The organism is Aquamicrobium lusatiense (genome assembly GCF_014201615.1).
Lineage (GTDB): Bacteria > Pseudomonadota > Alphaproteobacteria > Rhizobiales > Rhizobiaceae > Mesorhizobium > Mesorhizobium lusatiense.
Genome location: NZ_JACHEU010000002.1, coordinates 28,953 through 50,802, shown reverse-complemented (window position 1 = coordinate 50,802; position 21,850 = coordinate 28,953). Strand labels below are relative to the sequence as shown.

At 57.0% G+C, this 21,850-nt stretch carries 27 protein-coding genes and 1 pseudogene; 20 read left to right on the top strand and 8 right to left on the bottom strand.

Features of this window, described 5'->3' with window-relative positions:
- Positions 1 to 16: 16 nt before the first annotated feature.
- The 10 genes and pseudogenes from HNR59_RS14255 to HNR59_RS14210 all read left to right on the top strand — a co-directional run.
- Positions 17 to 1,477 (top strand): glycosyltransferase family 2 protein, encoded by a 1,461-nt coding sequence (locus HNR59_RS14255; protein ID WP_183831698.1) that lies wholly within the window; start codon positions 17 to 19, stop codon positions 1,475 to 1,477.
- Complete coding sequence (locus HNR59_RS14250) at positions 1,459 to 2,139, top strand: class I SAM-dependent methyltransferase (protein ID WP_183831697.1); 681 nt, start codon at positions 1,459 to 1,461, stop codon at positions 2,137 to 2,139. The genes HNR59_RS14255 and HNR59_RS14250 overlap by 19 nt, the downstream gene beginning before the upstream one ends.
- Positions 2,136 to 2,702, top strand: a complete 567-nt coding sequence (locus tag HNR59_RS14245; RefSeq protein WP_183831696.1) for a hypothetical protein — start codon at positions 2,136 to 2,138, stop codon at positions 2,700 to 2,702. Before HNR59_RS14250 ends, HNR59_RS14245 begins: the two co-directional genes overlap by 4 nt.
- Complete coding sequence (locus HNR59_RS14240; protein ID WP_183831695.1) at positions 2,702 to 2,875, top strand: hypothetical protein; 174 nt, start codon at positions 2,702 to 2,704, stop codon at positions 2,873 to 2,875. Before HNR59_RS14245 ends, HNR59_RS14240 begins: the two co-directional genes overlap by 1 nt.
- Positions 2,859 to 3,215 carry a phage head closure protein gene (locus HNR59_RS14235; protein WP_183831694.1) on the top strand — a complete coding sequence of 119 codons (357 nt, stop codon included), beginning with the start codon at positions 2,859 to 2,861 and terminating at the stop codon, positions 3,213 to 3,215. The genes HNR59_RS14240 and HNR59_RS14235 overlap by 17 nt, the downstream gene beginning before the upstream one ends.
- Positions 3,216 to 3,256: 41 nt before the next feature.
- Entirely contained in the window at positions 3,257 to 3,697 is a 441-nt protein-coding gene (locus tag HNR59_RS14230) for an HK97 gp10 family phage protein (protein ID WP_246374717.1), read from the top strand.
- Between the two features lie 31 nt (positions 3,698 to 3,728).
- On the top strand, positions 3,729 to 4,136 hold the full coding sequence (locus tag HNR59_RS14225) for a DUF3168 domain-containing protein (protein WP_183831693.1): 408 nt from the start codon (positions 3,729 to 3,731) through the stop codon (positions 4,134 to 4,136).
- A gap of 89 nt (positions 4,137 to 4,225) precedes the next feature.
- Positions 4,226 to 4,654, top strand: a complete 429-nt coding sequence (locus HNR59_RS14220; RefSeq protein ID WP_183831692.1) for a phage tail tube protein — start codon at positions 4,226 to 4,228, stop codon at positions 4,652 to 4,654.
- Entirely contained in the window at positions 4,654 to 4,992 is a 339-nt protein-coding gene (locus tag HNR59_RS14215) for a hypothetical protein (protein ID WP_183831691.1), read from the top strand. The genes HNR59_RS14220 and HNR59_RS14215 overlap by 1 nt, the downstream gene beginning before the upstream one ends.
- 14 nt (positions 4,993 to 5,006) lie before the next feature.
- Positions 5,007 to 5,183 (top strand): annotated as a pseudogene (locus HNR59_RS14210) (phage tail assembly chaperone); the annotation flags it as partial.
- Positions 5,184 to 5,279: 96 nt separating this feature from the next.
- Here HNR59_RS14210 and HNR59_RS14205 read toward each other — a convergent pair.
- Together HNR59_RS14205 and HNR59_RS14200 are read right to left on the bottom strand one after the other, a co-directional pair.
- Complete coding sequence (locus tag HNR59_RS14205) at positions 5,280 to 5,765, bottom strand: hypothetical protein (RefSeq protein ID WP_183831689.1); 486 nt, start codon at positions 5,763 to 5,765, stop codon at positions 5,280 to 5,282.
- Between the two features lie 17 nt (positions 5,766 to 5,782).
- Complete coding sequence (locus tag HNR59_RS14200; protein ID WP_183831688.1) at positions 5,783 to 5,941, bottom strand: hypothetical protein; 159 nt, start codon at positions 5,939 to 5,941, stop codon at positions 5,783 to 5,785.
- Positions 5,942 to 6,369: 428 nt separating this feature from the next.
- Here HNR59_RS14200 and HNR59_RS14195 point away from each other — a divergent pair, with 428 nt between their 5' ends.
- The 6 genes from HNR59_RS14195 to HNR59_RS14170 all read left to right on the top strand — a co-directional run bounded on the left by HNR59_RS14195 (position 6,370) and on the right by HNR59_RS14170 (position 15,283).
- Positions 6,370 to 8,838: a phage tail length tape measure family protein gene (locus HNR59_RS14195; protein WP_183831687.1), complete on the top strand. Its 2,469-nt coding sequence runs from the start codon at positions 6,370 to 6,372 to the stop codon at positions 8,836 to 8,838.
- Positions 8,839 to 8,846: 8 nt separating this feature from the next.
- Positions 8,847 to 9,515 carry a hypothetical protein gene (locus tag HNR59_RS14190; RefSeq protein WP_183831686.1) on the top strand — a complete coding sequence of 223 codons (669 nt, stop codon included), beginning with the start codon at positions 8,847 to 8,849 and terminating at the stop codon, positions 9,513 to 9,515.
- Positions 9,515 to 10,117, top strand: a complete 603-nt coding sequence (locus HNR59_RS14185) for a hypothetical protein (protein WP_183831685.1) — start codon at positions 9,515 to 9,517, stop codon at positions 10,115 to 10,117. Before HNR59_RS14190 ends, HNR59_RS14185 begins: the two co-directional genes overlap by 1 nt.
- A gap of 12 nt (positions 10,118 to 10,129) precedes the next feature.
- Positions 10,130 to 10,537: a hypothetical protein gene (locus HNR59_RS14180; protein WP_183831684.1), complete on the top strand. Its 408-nt coding sequence runs from the start codon at positions 10,130 to 10,132 to the stop codon at positions 10,535 to 10,537.
- A complete protein-coding gene (locus tag HNR59_RS14175; RefSeq protein WP_183831683.1) occupies positions 10,534 to 12,672 on the top strand; it encodes a phage tail protein in 2,139 nt (712 codons plus the stop codon). Before HNR59_RS14180 ends, HNR59_RS14175 begins: the two co-directional genes overlap by 4 nt.
- Before the next feature lie 79 nt (positions 12,673 to 12,751).
- A complete protein-coding gene (locus HNR59_RS14170) occupies positions 12,752 to 15,283 on the top strand; it encodes a hypothetical protein (protein ID WP_183831682.1) in 2,532 nt (843 codons plus the stop codon).
- A gap of 46 nt (positions 15,284 to 15,329) precedes the next feature.
- Here HNR59_RS14170 and HNR59_RS14165 read toward each other — a convergent pair whose 3' ends face one another.
- Positions 15,330 to 16,121, bottom strand: a complete 792-nt coding sequence (locus HNR59_RS14165; protein ID WP_183831681.1) for a hypothetical protein — start codon at positions 16,119 to 16,121, stop codon at positions 15,330 to 15,332.
- 789 nt (positions 16,122 to 16,910) lie between these two features.
- Here HNR59_RS14165 and HNR59_RS14160 point away from each other — a divergent pair.
- The 3 genes from HNR59_RS14160 to HNR59_RS14150 all read left to right on the top strand — a co-directional run bounded on the left by HNR59_RS14160 (position 16,911) and on the right by HNR59_RS14150 (position 18,420).
- Entirely contained in the window at positions 16,911 to 17,702 is a 792-nt protein-coding gene (locus HNR59_RS14160; protein ID WP_183831680.1) for a hypothetical protein, read from the top strand.
- Positions 17,702 to 17,938 (top strand): hypothetical protein, encoded by a 237-nt coding sequence (locus HNR59_RS14155; protein ID WP_183831679.1) that lies wholly within the window; start codon positions 17,702 to 17,704, stop codon positions 17,936 to 17,938. The genes HNR59_RS14160 and HNR59_RS14155 overlap by 1 nt, the downstream gene beginning before the upstream one ends.
- A gap of 200 nt (positions 17,939 to 18,138) precedes the next feature.
- Complete coding sequence (locus HNR59_RS14150; RefSeq protein ID WP_183831678.1) at positions 18,139 to 18,420, top strand: hypothetical protein; 282 nt, start codon at positions 18,139 to 18,141, stop codon at positions 18,418 to 18,420.
- A 664-nt stretch (positions 18,421 to 19,084) separates the two neighbouring features.
- Here HNR59_RS14150 and HNR59_RS14145 read toward each other — a convergent pair.
- The 3 genes from HNR59_RS14145 to HNR59_RS20935 all read right to left on the bottom strand — a co-directional run bounded on the left by HNR59_RS14145 (position 19,085) and on the right by HNR59_RS20935 (position 19,847).
- Positions 19,085 to 19,258, bottom strand: a complete 174-nt coding sequence (locus HNR59_RS14145; RefSeq protein WP_183831677.1) for a DUF1508 domain-containing protein — start codon at positions 19,256 to 19,258, stop codon at positions 19,085 to 19,087.
- A gap of 3 nt (positions 19,259 to 19,261) precedes the next feature.
- Positions 19,262 to 19,549 carry a hypothetical protein gene (locus HNR59_RS14140; RefSeq protein WP_183831676.1) on the bottom strand — a complete coding sequence of 96 codons (288 nt, stop codon included), beginning with the start codon at positions 19,547 to 19,549 and terminating at the stop codon, positions 19,262 to 19,264.
- 163 nt (positions 19,550 to 19,712) lie between these two features.
- Positions 19,713 to 19,847, bottom strand: coding sequence for a hypothetical protein (locus HNR59_RS20935; protein ID WP_281379475.1), 135 nt, complete (start codon positions 19,845 to 19,847; stop codon positions 19,713 to 19,715).
- 179 nt (positions 19,848 to 20,026) lie between these two features.
- Here HNR59_RS20935 and HNR59_RS14135 point away from each other — a divergent pair, with 179 nt between their 5' ends.
- A complete protein-coding gene (locus tag HNR59_RS14135) occupies positions 20,027 to 20,200 on the top strand; it encodes a hypothetical protein (RefSeq protein WP_183831675.1) in 174 nt (57 codons plus the stop codon).
- 201 nt (positions 20,201 to 20,401) lie between these two features.
- On the opposite strand, the gene HNR59_RS20985 is transcribed toward HNR59_RS14135, so the two are convergent.
- Both HNR59_RS20985 and HNR59_RS14125 read right to left on the bottom strand, forming a co-directional pair.
- Positions 20,402 to 20,644, bottom strand: coding sequence for a helix-turn-helix domain-containing protein (locus HNR59_RS20985; protein ID WP_183831674.1), 243 nt, complete (start codon positions 20,642 to 20,644; stop codon positions 20,402 to 20,404).
- Between the two features lie 162 nt (positions 20,645 to 20,806).
- Entirely contained in the window at positions 20,807 to 21,739 is a 933-nt protein-coding gene (locus tag HNR59_RS14125) for a hypothetical protein (RefSeq protein WP_183831673.1), read from the bottom strand.
- Positions 21,740 to 21,850: the final 111 nt, after the last annotated feature.

The window sequence follows — 21,850 nt, the reverse complement described above, 5'->3', positions numbered from 1 at the left end:
TTCCCGAGGAGAGCTGATGCGCGTCGTAATCGACGGCGTTGAGTATGCGCCTGCCTGTAAACGGTCGTCGAATATCGGCATTGCCATTACGACGCACGACAGAAACGACATACTCGCCAAAACGCTGGAGCAGCACAAGAAGCACCTGCCTTCGGGGGCATTTGTTGCGGTGATCGATGACGGTTCTTCTGACCCGGTATCGGTGCCCGACTGGGTGCATCTGGTCCGACACGAGAAGTCAAAGGGCATTGTGGCGTCCAAGAACGCCAGTTTGCGCGTACTGATCGATGCCGGATGCACCGAGTTGTTCCTGTGGGATGACGATGCGTATCCGGTAGCGGACGGCTGGCACGAACCTTATATCGACAGCCCTGAGCCACACCTTGCCTATCAGTTTCTGGATTTGATAGGCCCGACGAAGCTGAACGATATATGCGTGATGCACGCTGACAAGCGACATGTGGCTTATTCGGGTCAGCGCGGCGTCATGCTGTACTATAACAAGTCGGCAATTGACGCAGTTGGTGGTTTCGACTGGATATATGGCCGGGGGATGTACGAGCATTCCGATCTGGCCATCCGGATCCACCATACCGGCCTGACGACGTGGCCATTTGCTGACGTCGCGGGCAGCAACAAATTGATTCACAGCCTGGATGAGCACAACGCGGTAAAACGCAGTGTGCCTAAAGCTGACCGTGAAGCGCTGGTTCGGAAGAATGCAGCGGTCCACAACGAGCGCCGAGATAGTGGCTATACCGCATATGTGGACTTCCGGGAGAAAAGAAACGTCGCCTTGACGTTCCTTCTGACTACTGCGTCAGATCCGCAGCGCGGAACGAAGATGAAGCCGGCGGCCAGCCTGCTTGAGGCGTGGTCGGCTTCCGTGAGTGACGCCGATCGCATCGTTCTGGCTGATGAGTTATCCGTAGCGCCGAAAGGGGCCGAGATCGTGCCCGTCGAGGGTCTGGACAGCAATCCTTATTTCCTTCGGTGGATGCACATCTACCAATGGCTGCGGGCCAACAAGGACGTTGGGCTGGTCTGGTGCACGGACGGCACAGATGTCGTCATGTTGCGCGAGCCTTGGGGAGAGATGGACCCTGACAAGCTTTATGTCGGGTCTGAGCCTAAGACGCTGGCTGACGAGTGGATCATCAAGAACCATGACGCGCCGCACCTTCGTGAGTTCGTGAAGGCGAACGCCTCAAAGCCGATGCTGAATGCTGGACTGGTTGGCGGGACACGCGAGACCGTCATGAAGTTCGCACACGACATCGTGTCGGACACCCATTGGCTGGGCGCGCGAAGGTTCTGGAAGGCCGTGCCGCATGGCCGGGAAATAGGTGACATGGCCACGTTTAACTACGTGGCCTACACGAAATGGGCCGATCGCATTGTGACGGGTCCGCAGGTGCACACGGTGTTCCGCAGCAACGGGACCGGCAAGGAGTATGCATGGTGGCAACACAAGTAAGCCTGCGCGATCTAGGACTGCTACACGGCACCGATAAGGCCGGCCATCACGACTATGTCCGATGGTATGCTCAATGGTTCGATGATCTTCGCGACCAACCCGTCACGCTGCTTGAGTTGGGATACGGCGGCCACGAAGACCCGGAGAAGGGCGGCGCGTCCGCCCTTATGTGGCGGGATTATTTCCGCAACGGCAAGATTGTCGTGGTCGACGTCGAAGAAAAGACGCTGACGGAAAAACACACCGGCATCAACTTCCGGCGCGGGTCTCAGGACGATCCCGAATTTTTGTCTGCGCTGCATGCCGAGTTTGGCGATTTCGACATCATCATTGATGACGCGTCACACCTGTCAAGCCTCACCATCCGGTCGTTGGAACTGCTTTGGCCCATGCTGAAGCGAGGCGGCATTTATGCCGTCGAAGACACGCATATGGCCTACCATTCCCATTATTACGGGGCGAATGAGGCCAACGAAAACCCGGACCTTCCGACCGCTACCGGCGCACCTACTGCGATGCAGTATCTGCGCCGAATGGCTGATGATGTGAATTTCAAAGGTCGTGGTCGACTTGATCTGTTCCCGCAGGAGTTCTGGCGCGGTTATGCGCTGGACTGGGTGCATTTCTCGTTCAACCTTGCCGCCATGCGGAAGGCACCGTGAAGATTGTCGTGGTGGCGCACCATAGCCGCTTGGGGCGCGCCAAGAGACTTCCCGCCGATCACATTGTGATAGACGACGCCGACCGTGGTGCATTGTGGGGCCACACGCGGGCGCTGGAGTGGTGCGCGGTGCAGGGTGGCAGATGTGTCGTCATGGAGGACGACGCGCTTCCTGTGCCGGACTTTCGGGCGCGGGCAGCACAATGGCTTGCCCATTGTCCGAACGACTTGGTTTCGCTCTATCTGGGCACGGGCCGACCGCCGCAATATCAGGCGGAAATCAAGCGCCAGTTGGCGAGTGGAAACTACGTCGTTCGCCTGCCTCAACTGATCCACGGCGTTTGCTACAGCGTCCCGGCATGGGGCGTTTGTGACGTTCTGCGGGCCATTCATAAAGGGCCGGCGGACTTTGCAATCGGCAAGGCTTGGCGCTCTGTGACGGGAAGAGACGTGGTTTATCCTGCGGAATCGCTGGTGGACCACGATGACCTTCCGAGCGTCGAGAAGCATCCAGATGGCAGGCCACGGATAGAGCGCCGTAGGGCGTGGAAACTGGCGACCTAATGGCGTGGATCAGAGTTATTTCCGTGTGGAAGTGGAAGCCGACATCGGCCAGTTGCGTGGTTTATCAGCCCGGCGACTACAACGTACCGCGGCGTGCGGCAGAACTGGCCGTGACGGCGGGTAAGGCCGTCATGATCGAGAGGAAAGGCAACCGCGATGGCAAAGCCGCGTAGACAAGGCGCCGGTTCTCTATCGGGAAAAATTGCCTTCCTTGAACCCGACAACATCGACGACGGCTACGGCGGGATTACCACCGGCTACGTTGAGCGCTTTCAGGACGCGGCTCGGTTGCAGCCCCGCATGGGGTCAGAGCCCGTCATAGCTTCCCGCCTAGCGGGCATCCAGCCTTATACCATGACAGTGCGCAGCAGCACCGCAACGCGCTCTGTGACCCCCGCGTGGCGGGTGCGGAATGTGCGGACTGGCCGCGAATACAACATCAAGGCTGTCGTAAATATCGATGAGCGGGATGCGTATCTCGAATTCCTGATCGTAGAAGGGGAGGCGGGGTAGGGGTGGCGCTTAAGGCAAAGATGATGGGCCGAGCCGCACTTATGCGCCGCCTGAACGAGCTTGCGCCGATGGCCGAAGAGTACGCTGCCGAGGCCAAGCTTGAAGTTGTTAAAGAGGCCGCGAACCTGATTTCGGCTGCTGCGCCATTCGATACGGGCGATTACATGTCGGAAATCAAGGGCGAGAGACAGGCAGACAACCCGAACCATGCTCCTGTTGTCGGGCAAAAGTCGAAAGACCCGGACGCGACGGCGGTCTATGCGCCGTTCATATGGCGGTTTCTGGAGTTTGGTACGAAGCCCCACAGCCTGGCAAGAAATGCCCGCCGCGATGCGGGCCGCCGTCAGACACAGGGCGGACAACATCCCGGTACCATGGCGCAGCCCCACGTATTCCCGACGTGGAACGAGTTCAAGCCTCGCGCCAAAAGGACGATTAACGCCGCCATCAATCGGGCTGTGCGGGAAGTGCGGGGCGGGTAGCCACGAACAGGTAGCCTAGACGGGATCCAGAATGGCATCGCCAGACCTTGAGCTTCAGGGAGCGATAGTTGCGCACCTGAAAAACTATGCGCCGCTGACCGCGCTTGTTGGTCAGAAAATATACGACAGGCCGCCCGCCACGGCTCAAGAGCCGTATGTCGACATAGGAGAGGCGCAATGTTTGCGCGCCGATGCTGAGTGCGTCGACGGTCAGGAAGTCTACCTGACCCTTCACGCGTGGTCGACCTATGCGGGCGGATTCATGGAGGTCAAGCAGGTGGCTGACGCTGTTGTCCAGGCACTACACCAATACCCGTTGGTCCTACCTACTAACCGGCTGGTGTCCATCAACCACCGAAACACGATGACGTTCCGTGACCCGGACGGCATCACAAGCCATGCAGCAATTCGCTTCATCGCATTCACCGAACGGCTTTAGCGCGCCTTAGTCGCCCCTGCCGCCAACCACATCACCATAACATCGGGCCGCCGCGAGCGGCCCTTTCTTTGCGCGAAAGGTAACAATCCATGCCGCAGCACAAAGGCCGCCTCCTGCTGATCAAAATCGGCAACGGTCAATCCCCGGAAGTCTTCCAGAACGTTTGCGGGATTCAGACCCGTAGTTTCAATCTGTCCGCATCGGAAATCGACACCACCATTCCCGATTGTGAAAACCCCGGCAATGCCGTTGTCCGCACTGCGGAACCGGGCATCGTCAATCGAACCTTCAATGGCTCCGGCAAGTGGGTGTCGGGGGCGAATTCTTCGCTTCTGCTCGACCACGTAACCAATGCCACGACCTTCAGCGCGCAGGTCGTTGTTCCCGGTCTCGGTGAATATGAAGGCGAGTGGATGGTGTCGGAGTTTGAATTCTCAGGCGAGATGGAAGGCAATATGGACTTCAGCGCCACTTTCGTCGCCGCCGGCCCGCTTGAGTTCACCGCGGAGGGCAGCTAATGGCGCTTGAAGTCAACGGCGCCCGTGGCGAGGTCGCCCTGAGGATTGGCGACGTCGACCTCGTGATCGCCGCCACGATGAAGGGTCTTGCCGCCGTTTCGACGCGCCTTGGCTGCCAGTCCTTGTCGGAATTGTTCCTCCGCCTGTCTGGCACGGAGGTGGCAGCCACTATGGCGGCTATCTCGCTTCTGACCGTCCGCGGAGACGCCGAAAAGGCGCTGGATGTAATCAAGCTCAAGGATTATCCGGCTTGTGCCGATGCGTTCGCGAAGGCGCTGTCTCACCACTTCGAGGGTGAGGAAAAAAACGACGCAGCCGCCAAGGTGACGACGACCTAGAGTTCCCTTGGCGGGATTGGATGAGGGGAGCTTTTGGTTTCCTGAAGTGGACGCCTGACGTGTTTTGGGCCTCCACACTTACCGAATACTTCATGGCGATCGAGGGTCACAACGAGGCCAACGGCGGCAAGAAGAAAGTCGACGGGCCGAGCGACGACGAGATGGCGAAGATGCTGGCGAAGTATGGGTGATGGCGATTAGTCTAGAGAATTTTCGCCGGATTTTTCCGCCCGTCGAACTTGGAGAGGGAAATATTCCTCTTGATGTTGTAATAGCTCGGGCGCAGATCAAATTTCGTCCTGGCTACCGACCATCTGGGCGCGTTCCCCTGATTGCTGAGAGTGCACAGATGGCGAGACAAAGCCCTGCCAATCCTTCTTATATTTTCTCGCGAATTTTCGCAGGCATTCGAAGGTATCTGGTTCCTGTATCGCTCTTTTTACGCATGCGAGCATTTTAGGATTATTTTCCAGCATCCTTAAAATGTCTTTTATAAATGACACCGAGAGCTTTCCTGTTCTGCCGCCAAACTGCCCATCGAAATAAATGGCACAGGAAAGTTCCAATTCATTTAGTAAGTCGCATGTGGCGGCATAAAGGGATCGCTCGTTGATCTGATTGGACACGTCTTCAATACGTGACCTTATATTTGAAAGAATATGGGCAGATGTTGTCGCAGACGCAGCCATGCGCGCCTGTCTGAGTTGATACCCGGCATAGAAAAGGCCGCCTATAGTGGCGACGCTAGCCACTCCGGCAAGGACGTCAAGCATTCCGACGTCAGACATTATTAGCTATTTTTATTATCATCCGGGGGAGGGCTAGTGTCTGCCGTGCCTGGGTTCGGCAGTTTTTCTTCCAGATGAGTGGTTGTGTATTTTTTCTCAATCCGCTCATCATTAAGCGGGCGGTCTACAGTGTCGGATTTGAACTTGTCGAATTCAGTCATTCTGCAACCCTCCAATCTCACTGCCCACTTACACCATGCTTCGGCTAACACGTGCTGGTCAAGGGGTGGCGAGCGGTTGGCTATTGGCGCGGGCAGGCTTTTGACAGCATTGCTCAAATACTTAGAGGGGCGCTGATATGCTGGTATGCGTTAGTGGGCGTACGCCGAACAGCGGTCGAACTTTTCAATTAGCATTCTTCTGGTCTCGGGGCCGAGTTTGGCGCCATCATTTAAGAGGCGAGCGGCTTCGTTGCACTCATCCTCAACGGATCTCTTAAGGTATTCAACCCGCGCTTTGTCGTGAGCCTTAGCCTCAGAGTGCTCATTCCAAAAATAATATCCGACCGCCGCAAGTAGCGCGACGCAAGTTGCTGCAATTAGCGCTTTCATGACGCCTCCCCACTGGCGTTTATCTATCAGGAAATCCCATGGCTGATAAGACCGACGATCTTGTAATCGGCGTAAGCACAGACTTGTCGTCGGTGCAGCGCGCAATCAAGAAACTTGACGGCGACATTGCTCGCGCAGGTAGTCAGATTGAGCAGCGCTTCGCTGCCGTCGGCAAGAGCATCGACAAGGCGATCCCTACCGGGATGCAGGACCGCATCAACAAGATGGTTGGTGTGCAGGTTGCTGCGACCAAGGAATGGACAGGGGCGCTTGCCAATCAGGGCAAGGAGATGGAGAAGCTTCGGGCGAAATTCAGCCCGATGTTCTCAACCATCACGAGCTACAAAACTGCCGTAAATGAGATTCGTGCCGCTCATCGTCTCGGGGCAATAAGTGCCGATGAAATGGCCACGGCTATTCAGCGGGAGCGACAGGCTGCGCTTTCGAGTATTGCGGCAATCAAGCAGAGAAATGCAGCACTGTCGGATACCCCGCTTCGTGGCGGAAACAACCGCTTCAACACGGCAAACATTGCTGCGCAATTCCAGGATATTGGCGTCACTACCGCTATGGGCATGAACCCATTGACGATCGCCCTCCAGCAGGGGACGCAATTGTCTGCCGTCTTTGAATCGATGAAAGGAACCGGCCAGTCAGCAGGCCAAGCTATTGGCGAGGCATTCAAGAGCATCATCAGCCCAATGTCGCTGGTCACCATTGGTGTGATCGCAGCCGGTACTGCAATAGTTCAATACGCTATGAGTGGGGGCAAAGAAGTCGAGAAATTCGACGAAATGCTCAAGCGACATAAGGCCACTATTGATAGCCTTGGGCCGGCGTATAAGGGCGCCCTTGTTAATGCGCGTGAGTATATGGCGGACCCGGCCGTGGCAAATGCGCTGCGAAGCCACAATGAGAAGGAACTCGCTCAGCGCATTGCTAAAGAGACGGCGGCTGCTGCGAAAGCTATAGATGCTGCCGTTCAATCGGCAATCCAGACGTCTCTTGGAACGACGACTGCTCAAACGCTGCAAGAAGCTGAAGCTCAGTCGATGTTTCGCCCCTTTATGGAGGCGATCGAGAGGCTCAAGTCTGGGGCGTCGGATGCTCGCCAGTTTCGGGATGAAATTGTCCTTATTGGAGCCTCGGGGGAGGGGCTGACTGAGGCAGTAACTAAGCTTCGAGGGATGATCGATCCGGTTGTCGAGATGATGCAGGCGCTTGACGATGCGGAAAGAAAATTTGATGCAGTGCAAGTGGCGGTTAATGCTCTAGCAGCAGAGATCAATCAAATCTCCTCCGCCAAGGCCAGAGAAGAGCTAAACGGCCTTCTTGAGAAGGCGCGCGAAGGCGAAATCTCGGTCAAAGACCTGCTGGCCGAACTGTCTCGCATTTCAGGCTATGCGCCGGACGTATCGACGATCATCTCCGCCTTCCGTGCCGTTGCTGAGGCTGCTGCCGCGGCAAGACAGGCGTCTGCCGGTATTGTCGGCAAGGAATCTCAAGGTGGTCGCGTTCGATACAATACGACCGGGTACATGCAGCTTCCGGATAGTGTCGGAATAACGCCAACAAGCCGACCACTGATTGAGTTTGAGGCGCCGCCTAAACCGCGTGGCGGTGGTGGAGCCAGAGCGCCCAAAAAGACCTCTGGCGACCGCTTCTTTGAAGACATTGAGGCAATCAAGCAGCGCACAATTGCGCTGGCAGAAGAGCGCGCGCAGTTGGGTCTGTCGTACGAGGCACAGCAGAAGCGAAAGGTTGCTTTCGACCTTGAGCAGAAAGCCCTGAAGGACGCCCGCGAAGCGGCTCGACAGAAGGGCGATCAGGATTGGCAGAATGCACAGCTAACGCCCAAACAAATACAGCAGATTGACGAGGCATCTGCGGCGTATGCTCGGCAGGCAGAGGAGCTAAGACGGGCGCAAAACGAAATGGCGGTTCAGCGCGACATTGTGCAAGGCATTATGTCGGACGTTCGATCGGCCCTTGAAGACGGAAAGATCACCACTGAAGAATGGGGCAACATCTTTCTGGGCGTTATCGACAAGATAGTCGACAAGCTACAGAATGACCTGCTGGACGCGCTCTTCGAGGCTGGATCTGCGTCGAAGGGAATTGGAGGCGGAGGAGGGAGTATATTAAGCTTCATTCCTAAGCTTTTTGGCTTCGCATCAGGAACCGCAAATACCGGCGGAAGGCGCGGAGAGCCCCGAGGTGTAGTTCATGGACAGGAAGCCGTAATCCCCCTGCCGAGTGGTGGAAAGGTTCCTGTGCAGATTCAAGCGCCGGTTGCGCCATCCTACGTCAATCGTTCAGGCCCCGCCTCCACCGAAACCATCCGCGTCGTGCTTCAGGACGACAGCGGCAGAATGGCCGATATTGCCGACCAGCAAATCAGAACTCGCTCCGGGGCACTTGTGCAACTGTCTGTGCAGCAGAGCGTGAAGTCGGTGCGCGGGCAGATGTCGGGCATGATTGCCGAAACGCAGGCTCGCAAGCTTTAGGGTAACCCATGACAATTCGCTGGCCTGTAGGCGTTCTGCCCCCGCAGAACGTGGCATTTGATATCGCCCCGCGAACGTTAGCGGGGCCGTCGTCTGTGAGTGGCAAGACGCAGGTGGTTTCCAGTGATGCCGGCATCTGGAAGGCGACCTTTTCTAATGTGCTTGTCCGCAATCGCAATAGCATTCTGGCTCATCGATCGATTTCGACACTACTGGAAGGTCGACTAAATCCGATCCTTGTGCCGCTCTGTCGAGGGTATCAGCCGGCCCTCGCAGAGGCTGATGAATACGAACTTTATGATCGCGTTCCGCATAGCGACGAAACTCCCTTCAGCGACACATCGCTGTATCAGGGCGGGGTGATTTCAGTCATCGCCAGAGAGGCGGCACCAGTTCGCGCCGTTTCCATGCTGGTTGATGTGGAAGTCGCCGGCGATATCCAGCCGGGGCAGCATTTCTCAGTCGAGGAACGGCTGTATCGCGTGCGCAGTTTTGACTCGGATAGCGGCGAGCTCACTTTCCGCCCCCCGTTGCGGGAAGCCGTCGAGGATGGTGCCCGTCTCAACTTCGATGATCCAGTGTGCCGCATGCGGCTTGCCAGCGATAGCGAGTTGGATCTGGAGCTTGCCATGCGCAAGTGGGGAAGCCCGACCGTCAATTTCATCGAGGATGTGTGATGGAAGAAGACTTCTTCACGCCCGAGCAGATCGAGCACCTATCGCAGACGGAAGTGCGTTGCGACTTCCTCGTAAAGTTCGATTTCCTCAGCGGCCCGTACTGTGCGTGGAACGGCAACACGGACCTGCCGGCGCTGGACGGCAACACCTATCGCCCAATGTATGGGTTCGGCCAGATCGACGGATTGGGGCTTGCTGGGCCGGGAACGACTTCTGAAGCCATCACCCTCGGGCTCGACGGTCTTCCCGACATGCCTCTCGATTTCCTCGGGAAGGCATTGGCAGAAACCAAGGAAGTTGATCAGCGCATGGTGACCGTCTCGCTGCAACTGTTCGATCCAGATTGGCAGTGTGTTTCGGTGCCGATCCCCTTGTTTTTCGGATTCATGCAGCCGCCAAAGGTTTCCCGCTCGGAAATGCAGGGGGTAGAGGGCGCGGTGCAGAGCGTGTCGCTGACTGCCGAGAACGTCTTCTTCGGTCGCTCTCGGCCGCCCCATGGCCGCAATACGGATCGCGACCAGCAGGCCAGATCGCCCGGCGATAAGTTCTTTGGCTTCGTGGCCAGCCTGCTCAACAAGAAGATCACGTATCCTTCCTACTGAGGAAAACGCCTCGTGGATATCGAAATTGCACTGGCGGATTTCCTTCGCCGGGAAGCCTCCTTGCGGCCCTATCCCGGCGCGTGTGGGCGCATGGCAGATAAGTGGGTTGCTCTCGTGCGTGGCTTTTCGCCCATCGCTCGCTATGGCCGGGACTTTGAGACAGATGACGATGTGCAGGCGTGGCTCACAGAGCCGGGCGGCATCGCAGTGGCCGTGAACCGCATTATGCGGTCTGTCGGTCTGGAGAAGACCGCGGACCCGCAATTCGGTGATGTTGGCCTGGTCATCCACGGGGATCGGATCAACGAAAAAATCCCGATCAGTGTTGCGATACGCGGCCGCCATGGATGGCATTCGCGCAATTCATCGGGGCTGATGCTGTTCCCGGCTGACACATATTGGAAGGCTTGGGCGATATGAAGTGGGGGCGCATCAATTTTGCGGGCGATAATTCGCTCGGCTTGCATGGAGTCGTGCGAACCGGCTTTATTGAGGGCGCAATCTTTGCTGCCCTTATATCGAGTTCGGCTACAATCGGCCTTGCTGGCTCCGCGGCGTTTATCGCCGGACTGACCACCGCAGCGACAATTGGCCTTTCGGTGGGTTTATCCTATCTGTCATCGCGCCTGTTTGCGCCGAGGCAGCCGAAACCGGAGGATGTCCAAACTTCCATCAAAAATCCGACCGCAGCTCGTCAGCGGCATTATGGACGCGTAAAGACCTCTGGGCCGTGGGCTTTTGGTGAAAGCAAAGAAGGAAGCTTTCACAAAGTCATCGTCACGGGAACAGGCGAACTCGACGCGATAGAAGAAATCTGGGTCGATGACGCGCCAGTGACGCTGGATATCAATGGTTACGTGCAGGAACACCCTTGGAACTATGATGGCAAGTGGAAGCACCTGCGTATTCAGTACCGCATGGGCCTGCCGACAGAAACCCACTATAGCGATCTCGGCGCTGTCTTCCCTGAATGGGATGCATCGCACCGCGGCGACGGTGTTTCATCACTCTACGCGTTTCAGGGGGCGTCAGGCGCCGAAACCTTTGCGCAGATCTTCCCCAACGTCACCAACACGCTCTATCGCGTCGTCGCGCGGGGGTCGAAGGTCTGGAATCCGGTCACCGAGACAGTTGCCTGGTCCGACAATGCTGCTGCGATTGTCCGAGATTACATGGGGCACGCCGATGGCATGCGACTGCCGGATTCTCTGTTCAGTACTCCTATCGCAGCAGAGGGCTGGAAGCGTGCGTTCAACCGCGCGGCGGCTCCTGTAGCCCTAAAGGCAGGCGGAACAGAGCCGGCGTGGCGGCTGTGGGGCAGCTACCGTTTTGACGAACGGCCAGCCGATGTGCTGGGCCGCATGCTGCCGTGCTGCGATGGCTGGCTGGTGCCGACTCCTGATGGCGGTGTGACGCTCGACATCAACGAGTGGCAGGAGCCAACCGTCATCCTCGATGACGATGCGATCGTCGGGTTCTCGGATGTCTCTCGTGGTCGGGATATCATGACCACGGCCAACATTATTGCAGCGACCTTCTTGTCGCCGGATCACGACTACCAGGCGACGGATGCGGAAGCATGGGTTGATTCCGATGATGTGGATGAGCGCGGGGAGATCATATCTCCGGCTGAATTCAACATGGCACCGTCTCACGGCCAGTGCCGGCGGCTGATGAAGCGGGCCTATTACCGCGCAAACCCGAAATGGGTTGGGCAGTTCCGGTGCAATCTTCGCGGTCTGGCGGCGTTCGGTAAACGGCGGGTGCGCATCCGTTATCCGCTGTTCGGAATTGATGACGCGTTCGAGGTGCAGGATTTCCGGTTCAACCTCGGGGAGGGCGGCATACTTCTGGGTTGCACTCTTCAGGTGGCATCCATGCCGGCCGAGGCTTTTTCGTGGGATGCAGCGGCAGAGGAGGGCGAGGCTCCTATTGCCGAGGAAACGAATGTCGAAAGCACCATTCCGGTGCCCGCGGACCTGTCTTTTGGCGTTACCCGAATCACTGTCGGAAATCAGCAGGTGCCGCTTGGTGTCATCACGTTCGCGCGGCCAGCAAATAGATCTCTGAAGGTAGATGGGCGCTACAAGCAGGTGTCTGCTTCGGACTGGACCGTCATCCCTATAGGCGACGATGCAACAGAAGCCCAAACCGGTGCTCTTTCCGATGGCGTCCAGTATGAAGCGCAGATCCGATATTCGCAGGCGAACGGTCGGCAGGGCGAATGGTCAGCGTCGGAATACGTGACACCGGTTGCCGATCCGACTGCGCCTGCCATTGTCGAAGGTGTCGATGCCGTTGGCGGGACTGGAGCCGTCAGTGTGTCGTGGACGGCGCCTAACAGCCCGAACTATGTCGCGGCGCATATCAGGCGCAACACGAGCAACGTCGAATCCGGGGCTCCTGTCCGCGTAGAATATGGTCCGCCGTCTCTGGCTGATAGCTGGAGCGATACCGGCCTTGCCGCTGGCGATTACTACTACTGGATCCGCGCGGCCAACGCATCAGGCGTCGAAAGTGTCCCTGTGGCCGTAGGTCCGATCACCGTCACCTGACCCGCCCCGACAACTGATCACTTCGAAAATTTGAGTCTCAGACCCTGCCGCGGCGGGGCGCTTTCGTATGGAGAAAAGCATGGCTTTCCCCGATTTCGATCCCGTTCAGGTTTTCCGGGATTTTGTCACTGACAAGGTTCCATCCAGCGGTAAGTGGAATCCGCGCAAGCCTGAAATCCGTCGCCTGCTCAAGAGCTACGAGAGCGCCATTCTCGCTCTGATCGCGGGGCAGGGCGGCGATATCGAGCTCGCGCGCGGAGTAATCTCGTTTGCGGTTACCGGCGGCACGGCTAACGACATTGTAGCTGAGCCCGATTCTGAACTGCCCGACAATCCCGGATCTGCGGTCTATATTCTTGGTGGCGTACTCGAGCCCAACACCGGCAACGTCACCATCAATGGCAAGCCTCTCCTGACCAACAGCGGCAATCAGATTGCATCTGGCGGTCTGGTTGCCGATGGCATCTATCTGTTTCTGGATGACGGCGCGAATTACCGACTGCTATCCGATTATGCCAGCGCGGCGATTGTTGCGGCGGCAGAAGCGCAGGCTGAAAGGGCTGAGACTGCCGCCACCGAGGCCGCCCTCTATGATCCGACGTTTCGATACAAATCTATTCCAGATCTACTTTCCAGCATGCGGGCTCCGGGCGGAGCAGGCACAGTATGGCAGGCCGGTGAATTCCTGTACGAGGAGGCATCCACGGGCGCTACCGATCATCACGTCGAGACGGCGGCCGGCGTCAAGCTGTATGTGCTGCCAGATCAGCAAGGCGCTTACGCAGCGACTGCATTTGGTGTGTCGTCGGCTGTCGCTGACAACACCACGATCTACAACAGGATCATCGCAGGCCTGCCGGCCAATTCCAAAATCGTATGGCCAGACAAGCAGACGCTTCTGGGTCATTTCCTTTCCCCCGGCAAGGTGTTCGACCTCGATCTAAACGGATCGACGCTCGTAAACACGTTGGACAATCAGTCAATCGTCCAGATGGGCCACAGCCCGCGAACCGCCTATGATGTGACTGAAGTGGTGCTTCAGCGCGGAGCGCGCTCATTCACCGTTGTCGGCGCATCGTCCCTTTTTGCCAGTGGTCACATTGGCTACTTGTGGGATAGCGCGGTGCGGCCCGGTGGCACTCAGGGGGTCAACTACGAGGTGATCAAAATCGATCGCGTCGAGGGGAATACCGTCTACCTGCAATGGCCCCTCTACTCATACAAAGGCGCTGGTGCGCTCAAGTTCTACTACTCTCCGGTGCAGCATAAAAATGCATCAATTCGCAACGGCAAAGCCCATCCTACCAACACGCATATCGGCATGGGCTTTTCCGTCTGGAATTGTGATGGGGTGGACTTTGATCGCCATCGCTCGGAAAACACGTCTGGCAGGGCATTTGATTGCCGTTACTCCATCAATTTTTCCAGCAATGACACCATCTGTGATCGGCCGCGCTCTAGCGGATCGGGGGAAGGCTACGGCCTTGCCCTGTATGCCGTGACCGGCGTTCGGGTGCGGAAGGCTCACGGCTACCGATGCCGCCATGCGTATGATCAGGACAGCGTTTATGACTTCGATGTGAGTGACGTTTACGACCCCGAGGACCAATCTTCGTGCTGCGCGCTGGCGCACAACGGCTTTGCCAGTGATGGGTATCTGGAAAATGTCAGGTCCGAAACCAGCGTCACCAGTGGTGTGTATGCAGTGGTGCTGTCAGCTCAGGGATATGGGCGTGGAGCAAATGAGGCCAAGGCCGAAAATCATTGCTTTTACAATGTGTACATCGACGGCGTGCAGTACGACGCCAGGCTGCCATTGCTCGCGACCGCTGCCAGAATGGGCGTTTACGCTCAAAACTCCATATCCGGCAGGATCGCGAATGTCAGGCTGGATCATGAGGACACCACCAATCCCACCAGCGTCAACGCCAATGGCGTTCGCATCAACGGTGTGCCTTGTGGCGATCTGGAGCTTTCTCAGATTGGAGGCAAAAGGCTGGGCGCTCCGATCTTCCTCGAAGAGGTCGAGTATGGCCCGGCCGGGAAGTACGTCGCTCGAATTCGGGGGATTACAGTCGATGAGGCTTGCTGGGTTGCAATCTTCAGTCGTGGCTCTTGGTCTTGGTCGGTAGACGGGATCAACCTCAACGCTGTTCTCGGACCCGGCGTAATCCAGTCCGGCACGCACTTCAGTCACCTTCCGGTCCGGTATGATATCGGTTCGAGCCTGTCTTATTCGGGTGCTGATGTACCCATTATCAGCCATGGCGGCGGCGCGGCGCGGCCCACTGGGTCAAAGGCTCTTTCCCCTCGGTCAATTTCTTCTGCTGTAGCCGTTGTTGACGGGGCAAGCATCTCTACCGCGCAGCTCGAAAACAGGGATATGCGGCTGGTCTTGTCGTCTCCCTCAGGGGCTGGCTCGATAACTCTGTCTGCGACAACCGCGCTTCCTCAGCCCGCCGTCAATGGCGCGCAGGCTTATGTCAGCGTGCCTGCCGGTCTCAATGACGTGGTGTTCCCGGCCGGCAACAATATCCATGCAGGGTTTACGATCGCAGCTGGATCAGCGGTGCGGCTGGTATCGTACAGCAACAAGTGGGCGTTGGCGTAGTGGTGGCAAACTGGGCTCTTAAGTCAAGTAATCCTGTCTTGTTACCTTACTCAGAAGAATCACCTTGCAGCTCGATTGCCTTGATTTTAAGAGCCTTTGTGAATTGTTCGGACTTTTCCGCAAAAGCGTGAAAGGCGGCGGTGACGGGTACATTCCGAAGAGGCCCGGCCTCATCAAGAGCTACCTGGAATGCAATCTCGTAGTTGTTCTTGAATCTCCAATCGCCCTGATACCGGGCTATAATCAACTCGTTTTTTTCCGAATTCCACTGAGGGAACGGCAGCGAGAATGGTCCCCCACCGAGAGGGCCACTTCTGGCATCAGGGTATCTGACGCCGCTAACCATTCCGACCACCTTGAGGCCGATAGTGTGTTTCCCATTCGCTATCTTGGCAAGTTCTCGAATAATGTCATCGCCTCCGGGGTACCGTTCACTAGCGGGGTATGGATGCTCCCCGCGTATGATATCCCAAAATTCGGAGGGGATTACATCGTTGTGTCTGGAGAGCTTCCCCTCAAGGTCGGAGGGAGTAGTAGACCAAGGGAAATGGATATCCTTCTTGGGTCGCCGCTTGACTGCAACACAGCCCGCATAAAGCCCTTGGTCGAAGGAATGCCTAATATTGTTAAGGGCTTCAGTCGCCTTTCTGGCCAAGCCAGTCGGGAGGTCGCGGATGAGTTTAAATTTGAGGACACTGTCGCCCGTCTCTGCATCGAGATCTGTGACTTCGCCATAAGGCTTACTGTCAAAGAACTCGCGCAATGTCGACTCGAACTCATTGATTGCTTCCCTTGCCCATTGGATAGTTTCAAAGGGTCTATAAAACGGGTCAGACATGTAAATCTCCAATGAGGTTTTTTTGGATAAGTTCTTTATACCGCCTTATTGATTAATTCCCCATCCTGGATGATCAGCGCCCGCTATTCTTCCTTATAGCGCGGGCGGGTAGCAGTTGACGCCACCCCAGCGGCCTTAAAACCGTAGCACCGGCCCTTTCCGGCCCGATCTTGCTCGCTCGCACATCAAAAAAGAGCCGGCGCTCCGTATGGTCCTTGGGGGAGAGAGCACCGGCTCTGCGACCCGGGCGGGGGCCGCGAAAAACATCTGAGCGGCAAACGCCCTAATGTCAATCTTAATGGATGACGCTGATCGTTAGAGGGTGAGCCGGCGCTCCGCGATAGTTGATTGGGGCAACAAGGGGTGCGCCGGCTCTGCGACCTGTTGGGAGGCCGCAAGTCGAATATAGCCAAGGTCTTTGGTGGCGCAAGGTACGCTGGCGCACCGTCAAGTTCCCTGCCGGATAGCGCACCAGCCCTGCGGCTAATGGAAGAAAGCCGCAGGCGACCATAGTCCGGCAATTATTTCTGACAACCCGAAAGCCCAAATCCATGCCTCATCCCCGAGCGCGACTTGTCCGCGCCCTCGGCAACCTTTCGCGCGCCATTAATTCTGCGTTCCATGGCCAGCCCGGCGAAACGCTGTGTGGGCGCATGGCTCGCTCGCGCGGCCATGACTGCCTGTTCTGCCGTGTGGTCGGCGCGGTGCTACGGGACCGAGATCATTGCTGGCGCATGCGCATGGCGGAACTTTGCCGCAGGTAGCCAGCCGAAAAAATAGGACATCGCTATGAAAAACATTGACCGCTGGAACGCGGCCAAATTCACGCGCTCGACTCAAATAGAGGCGCGGGCCGCGAAGATACGCGCCAATAAAGCGCGCTATGAAGCCGTTGCCTCGAAGACCGGCGTTCCGTGGGACGTCATCGCGGTGATCCATTACCGCGAGTCTTCGGGCTCGTTTGCGGGGGTGCTGCACAACGGCCAGAAGATCATCGGCACAGGCAGAAAGACGACGCTAGTGCCGAAAGGGCGCGGCCCGTTTGCGTCGTGGGAGCATGCGGCAATCGACGCCCTGATGAACTGCCACCCCTATGCAGGCAAGAATAAGGACTGGTCGCTCGCTGCGACGCTGGACTTGCTGGAGCGCTACAACGGCCTCGGCTACCGAAACAAGGGCCTGCCGTCGCCGTACCTCTGGGCCGGCACCAACCAGTATGTTAAAGGCAAGTACGTCGCGGACGGCAAGTACGATCCGAACCACGTCGACCAACAGTTGGGAGTTGCGGCGCTGCTGATTGCGCTGCGGGGGCAGGGGGCAGAGAAGCCGCTCGACCCTGTGACCGTCCCGGAACCCAAACCAGACCCAGCCGCAACTCCAGCAGAACCCAAAGACGAAAGCCTCCTGACCAGCAAGCGCCTTTGGACGTGGCTGACAACGGGTGGCATCGGCACGGTGTTCGCTGGCATCGGCGCGCTTGATCCGATGTTGCAACTACTGCTGGGCGCGGCTCTGGTCGGTCTGTCCATTTATGCAATCGTTGCCATGCCGCAGGTGCGGCGCAAGCTGGGGTTGGGGTGATGCTGGCCGGGTTATGGACCGCCCTGACCAGCCGCATAGGCCGCTATCTGGCGGCCATTGGCGCAGCGCTGGCCATCCTGTTCGCGGCGTATGCCAAGGGCCGCAAGGACAATGCTGCCCGCGCCACAGAGACCAGACTCAACGAAATCAACAAAGCAAGGAAAGTCGAGCATGAAGTCGACGGCCTGGATAGCGGCGCTGTGTCTGAGCGCCTTGGTCGCTGGATGCGCGACTAGCGGGGGATCATATTGCGACATAGCAAAACCCATTCGGCCCAGTGTGACGGACACACTGACGGAAGGCACGGCTCGGCAGATACTGGCCGAGAACGAAAAGCTGGCGCGCCTATGTGGCTTGCGCCCGTAGTGGCGGGGGTGTCGGCGTGGGCCTATGTGCAGGCGCTGTCGCTGGTCGTAGGGTTGCGGGGGCTGGCTGGATGACTATCGAAATCGGCGTAGCCTTCCTCGTCCTTGGCGCGATCACGGGTGCATTCTGGCGCATGTGGGCGCTCATTGATAAGGCAGGCGAAGAGGGGCGGATTGCGCAGCGCGAGCTTGCAAAGTTCCAAACTCACGTTGCCGAGAACTTTGCCACGAAAGACGGCATGCAGCGGCAGACTGACCAATTGCTGCGGGCGATGGAATCCATCGGCACGCGAATCGATGCCCTGACCAGCCGCATTGACAACATGATCAAGCCGCGCACGACCCGGCAGTAGCAGCCATTAGATCGCGGATAGTACCGTTTGGCTTCTGCTACAGATGTTGAGCATGAAGCGTGATGTCCTAGCGGCATGTTGCTTGACGGCCAGTAGGTGCATCCAAGAACGTGAACCTCATGGTCCTCGTTCGGCTGAACGGCGTGGTTGACGCAGTAGTAGCTTATGATCCTCCCATAAACCCAATGTTGATGTTGGCATGGACGGGAGGGGAGTCAAGAACCACACGTAAGGTGAACTTCACATTTGCTGTGATCTAAATTTTGCGGCGTTGCCTGCCGCGCAAAGGTTTGTAATATAATTTTGGCGTCCGAACGGGAGGTGGCTGCTACCACCTCCCGAACGCGGGTGCGCCAGCTAACGTCGGGAGCGCAGCACTTAGGTCTTTGTCAGAGACACTGCGCTTCCGATCAGCACTATTTTTGATATACATACGACCAATTGACGCAATATCTGGTGATCTCTTTCCCCAGTTGGTTTTGGCTGGCCGGCTTGCAGCCACATTAAGCAAGTAGCCAAGAGATAGCTTTCAAGGAAAAGGCCTACTCTTTCTTTTCCTTCCGCTTCTCCCCCACCCGCTTCTTTTTCTCCTGCTCCGCTTCCCACTGCTCGAACGGGTCCAACTCCGGTCTATCGTTCGGCCCAGCGCCGAGCTCTTCTTGAATCAGCTATTATCCTCAACCGGTGCGGCTGGCCCGTTCTTCTTGATCGAGTCAATGGCATTCTGCGCACTGGCTTTGGAAGAGTAGCCTTCGGTCGAGAACATGATCTCGCTGTTGTATTTGAAGCGGACGCGGAACTCGCCAGCTTTGTCGCGATAGATTTCGAATTTATGCACGGATCAAGCCTTCTTGATAACCTTGTTGATGATCAACCCGATAACGATCTGCACAACGGCACCCGCCACGCCGCCGCCGACAAGCTGACCAGCAATAGCTGCGATATCCAGCCCGCCCGCCGCTGCGCCCCCAGCACCAAGCAGTGAACCAAGTAGCGAGCCGCCTCCGACGCCGCCTATGGCTCCAGCGATCAGGTTGCCGATGTTGCCCAGGTCAGAGTCTTTGACAACCTTGCCACCAGCAGCGCCACCAGCGAGGCCTCCTACGAGTTGTGCGAGAATAGCTTCCATGATTGTCCCCGGTAAGCTGTTGTGTACCGGGAGCACTATATGGATGCTTCAATGAACGCTAAGGGGCAAACCGCAAACTTCAACAACTTTTGGTTGGGCTGACGCACCGTCTGGTTCCCTGCCGGATAGCGCAATCATGAAGAAGGTTAATCGAGGGCAGCAATCAGCGCTTGTGCCGGTCGAACCAGCTATCGTCGAGATCGGCAGTTTCCTCGGAAGGCAGACGAAACAAAGCTATGCACGCCCAGATAGCCAGAGCGATAGGAATGAGCGGCAGGGCGATATCAATGATAAGCATGGATCAAACCGGCAGAAACGCGGCGACGAGCAGGATAATCCCGATTCCTATCAAGCTGCCGGTTATACTTCGCTTAAAGAATCGAGCTCGTGCGGTCTCATCTCCAGTCCAGTCGATCCGGCGTTTAGGTGTGTCTTCCTGCATGGTACCCTCTCGCCCTTACGATGCGTAAAGGCGAGGTGAAGTCAAGTTTTGTCGGCTTTGCGATTGGCCTGAAACCCCGTGAAGTCGACCAGATGACCCCGTGGGAGTTCGCGCAGTGTGTCAAAGGCTGGGCCATGCTGCATGGCGAGCAGAAGGACGAGGCGCCGGGGCAGGATGAGTTGGCCGAGCTGATGGCGAGGTATGGTTAGGGGTATGGGTGGTATCTTCCTTGATCGCGCAGGGGGTGCCCAAAACTGGGCACCCCCCTTTCGCCCGCCGGCGGGAGGGGATTCAATGGGATGTCCCTTGTTCCTAAATTTTTAGGAGCTACGACTGACTAGAAGCGGATAGTCATTCGCTGAAAGCAAAATCGTATTAGCCCCTCCAGACATTGGCTATACCATTTAAAATTAACTCGCATGGGCTTTCCTCAGCCATCTCTCAAATGGATCTTCCTCCTGCGTTGAGATAGGCCGCGACAACCCGGAAGCCTTATCCAAGCAGTCGTCTATCGCCTTCTTGTCCCATCGGCGCGAACCAAATAGTGGCCGCGGAATGTGGCCCGCGGCCACCCACCCTGAGAATGTGGAAACGCTCACTCCACAATAGGCGGCTGCCTCCTGCCGTGACAGAAGGCGTTGGTTGTCGCTCATGTCGGATCCATCAACTGCACACCCGGCCCGTTTTGATTGCTGTTTATGAACATGACGCATGCGGCCTCTTGCAAGCCATCAAGGGCTCGTCCTACGCAGTGAGTTTGTCAGGAAGCACTGATACTGAAGCGCGGCGGTCTCTTGTCGTGGTATTCCTCTCAACTACAAGCGGCCGCCTGGTTTTCGGGAAAATCGCTCTTTAGGTGGATCAGTCACTGTCCAATCTGTAATTGCGTCTAACAACGTACCTTGTGGGTTTGGTGTCCTGAGTCGGCGCATGAATTCTAGGAGCGACTTTTCAAGAAGTTTGGGATTTCCTGCATTCAATGTAATGATCGCATTCATAAAGTCCCGCAAACTTACTCCCGCTGCCTCGGTGCGAAGTTTTTGCAGCGTCTGTTTTAGCGTTGGCGGATCAATCGGCTTTTCCGGAACACCATCATCATCTATCGATGGTGGGTTTATCTCCGTGATGAGCAACCGCAATAGAAATAGAAGCTCTTTCTCAGATAGGTCTATCAATGCGATGTTTTCGTCAACGACCTTGCCAAGAGGTCGCGTGATTACTGGAGGCTTTTCAGGCTTTTCACCTCGCTCAACTGATGGTGGCGGTGGCCCATGCATGTCGCCAGAGGTTGGAGCGGGCGTTTGTGTTGGCTTGGATCGAGCGGTTCGATCTGTCCTCCCTTGCAGCGAGTCTATGACTGCATGAGTTCGGATATCAAATGCGGTCCCATATTCTGTATTGGTGTACGCAGGACGTCCACGTTGTCGATCGTTGCCACCTGGTTTTCGAAACATATCGGCTACCAATCCCAACTTCTCATCGAGAGTTCCATCCTGGAGGCCGATTTCAAATCCTACATTGTTGTTATGAATGTCGTTCAGTCGGCTATCAAGCGTTCGGTTCGGCTGATGCCTCTCTAATAAGTTGACCAACCCGACAATTGCCCTTCCTCCGACCCCGAAATAGTGACCAACGATGACCCCGCCCAGTATGTGACGGTATGCATCCTGGGGGCCTTCTGCGCTCCCGGGCAACCCGGATTCTCTAGCTGCGACGCTTATATCGTTAGTGCTGGTAGGTAACGCCATAGCGGGTCCATTACTCCCTGTGCAGCAGCCTAACACCCGGACCATTCACGCTGCTTGCAATGAACAGGACGGCAGCAGATTCAAACGTCCGGCGCAACACGTCAAGTGTGG

Coding starts and splice junctions, on each gene's coding strand:
- HNR59_RS14125 (WP_183831673.1), bottom strand. CDS start 21,739: ATGGCGTTACCTACCAGCACTAACGATATAAGCGTCGCAGCTAGAGAA.
- HNR59_RS14155 (WP_183831679.1), top strand. CDS start 17,702: ATGCTGGCCGGGTTATGGACCGCCCTGACCAGCCGCATAGGCCGCTAT.
- HNR59_RS14250 (WP_183831697.1), top strand. CDS start 1,459: ATGGTGGCAACACAAGTAAGCCTGCGCGATCTAGGACTGCTACACGGC.
- HNR59_RS14230 (WP_246374717.1), top strand. CDS start 3,257: ATGCGCCGCCTGAACGAGCTTGCGCCGATGGCCGAAGAGTACGCTGCC.
- HNR59_RS14235 (WP_183831694.1), top strand. CDS start 2,859: ATGGCAAAGCCGCGTAGACAAGGCGCCGGTTCTCTATCGGGAAAAATT.
- HNR59_RS14175 (WP_183831683.1), top strand. CDS start 10,534: ATGAAGTGGGGGCGCATCAATTTTGCGGGCGATAATTCGCTCGGCTTG.
- HNR59_RS20935 (WP_281379475.1), bottom strand. CDS start 19,847: ATGCTTATCATTGATATCGCCCTGCCGCTCATTCCTATCGCTCTGGCT.
- HNR59_RS14225 (WP_183831693.1), top strand. CDS start 3,729: ATGGCATCGCCAGACCTTGAGCTTCAGGGAGCGATAGTTGCGCACCTG.
- HNR59_RS14150 (WP_183831678.1), top strand. CDS start 18,139: ATGACTATCGAAATCGGCGTAGCCTTCCTCGTCCTTGGCGCGATCACG.
- HNR59_RS14190 (WP_183831686.1), top strand. CDS start 8,847: ATGACAATTCGCTGGCCTGTAGGCGTTCTGCCCCCGCAGAACGTGGCA.
- HNR59_RS14240 (WP_183831695.1), top strand. CDS start 2,702: ATGGCGTGGATCAGAGTTATTTCCGTGTGGAAGTGGAAGCCGACATCG.
- HNR59_RS20985 (WP_183831674.1), bottom strand. CDS start 20,644: ATGAGCGACAACCAACGCCTTCTGTCACGGCAGGAGGCAGCCGCCTAT.
- HNR59_RS14220 (WP_183831692.1), top strand. CDS start 4,226: ATGCCGCAGCACAAAGGCCGCCTCCTGCTGATCAAAATCGGCAACGGT.
- HNR59_RS14200 (WP_183831688.1), bottom strand. CDS start 5,941: ATGACTGAATTCGACAAGTTCAAATCCGACACTGTAGACCGCCCGCTT.
- HNR59_RS14140 (WP_183831676.1), bottom strand. CDS start 19,549: ATGGAAGCTATTCTCGCACAACTCGTAGGAGGCCTCGCTGGTGGCGCT.
- HNR59_RS14195 (WP_183831687.1), top strand. CDS start 6,370: ATGGCTGATAAGACCGACGATCTTGTAATCGGCGTAAGCACAGACTTG.
- HNR59_RS14255 (WP_183831698.1), top strand. CDS start 17: ATGCGCGTCGTAATCGACGGCGTTGAGTATGCGCCTGCCTGTAAACGG.
- HNR59_RS14165 (WP_183831681.1), bottom strand. CDS start 16,121: ATGTCTGACCCGTTTTATAGACCCTTTGAAACTATCCAATGGGCAAGG.
- HNR59_RS14170 (WP_183831682.1), top strand. CDS start 12,752: ATGGCTTTCCCCGATTTCGATCCCGTTCAGGTTTTCCGGGATTTTGTC.
- HNR59_RS14185 (WP_183831685.1), top strand. CDS start 9,515: ATGGAAGAAGACTTCTTCACGCCCGAGCAGATCGAGCACCTATCGCAG.
- HNR59_RS14205 (WP_183831689.1), bottom strand. CDS start 5,765: ATGCTTGACGTCCTTGCCGGAGTGGCTAGCGTCGCCACTATAGGCGGC.
- HNR59_RS14160 (WP_183831680.1), top strand. CDS start 16,911: ATGAAAAACATTGACCGCTGGAACGCGGCCAAATTCACGCGCTCGACT.
- HNR59_RS14215 (WP_183831691.1), top strand. CDS start 4,654: ATGGCGCTTGAAGTCAACGGCGCCCGTGGCGAGGTCGCCCTGAGGATT.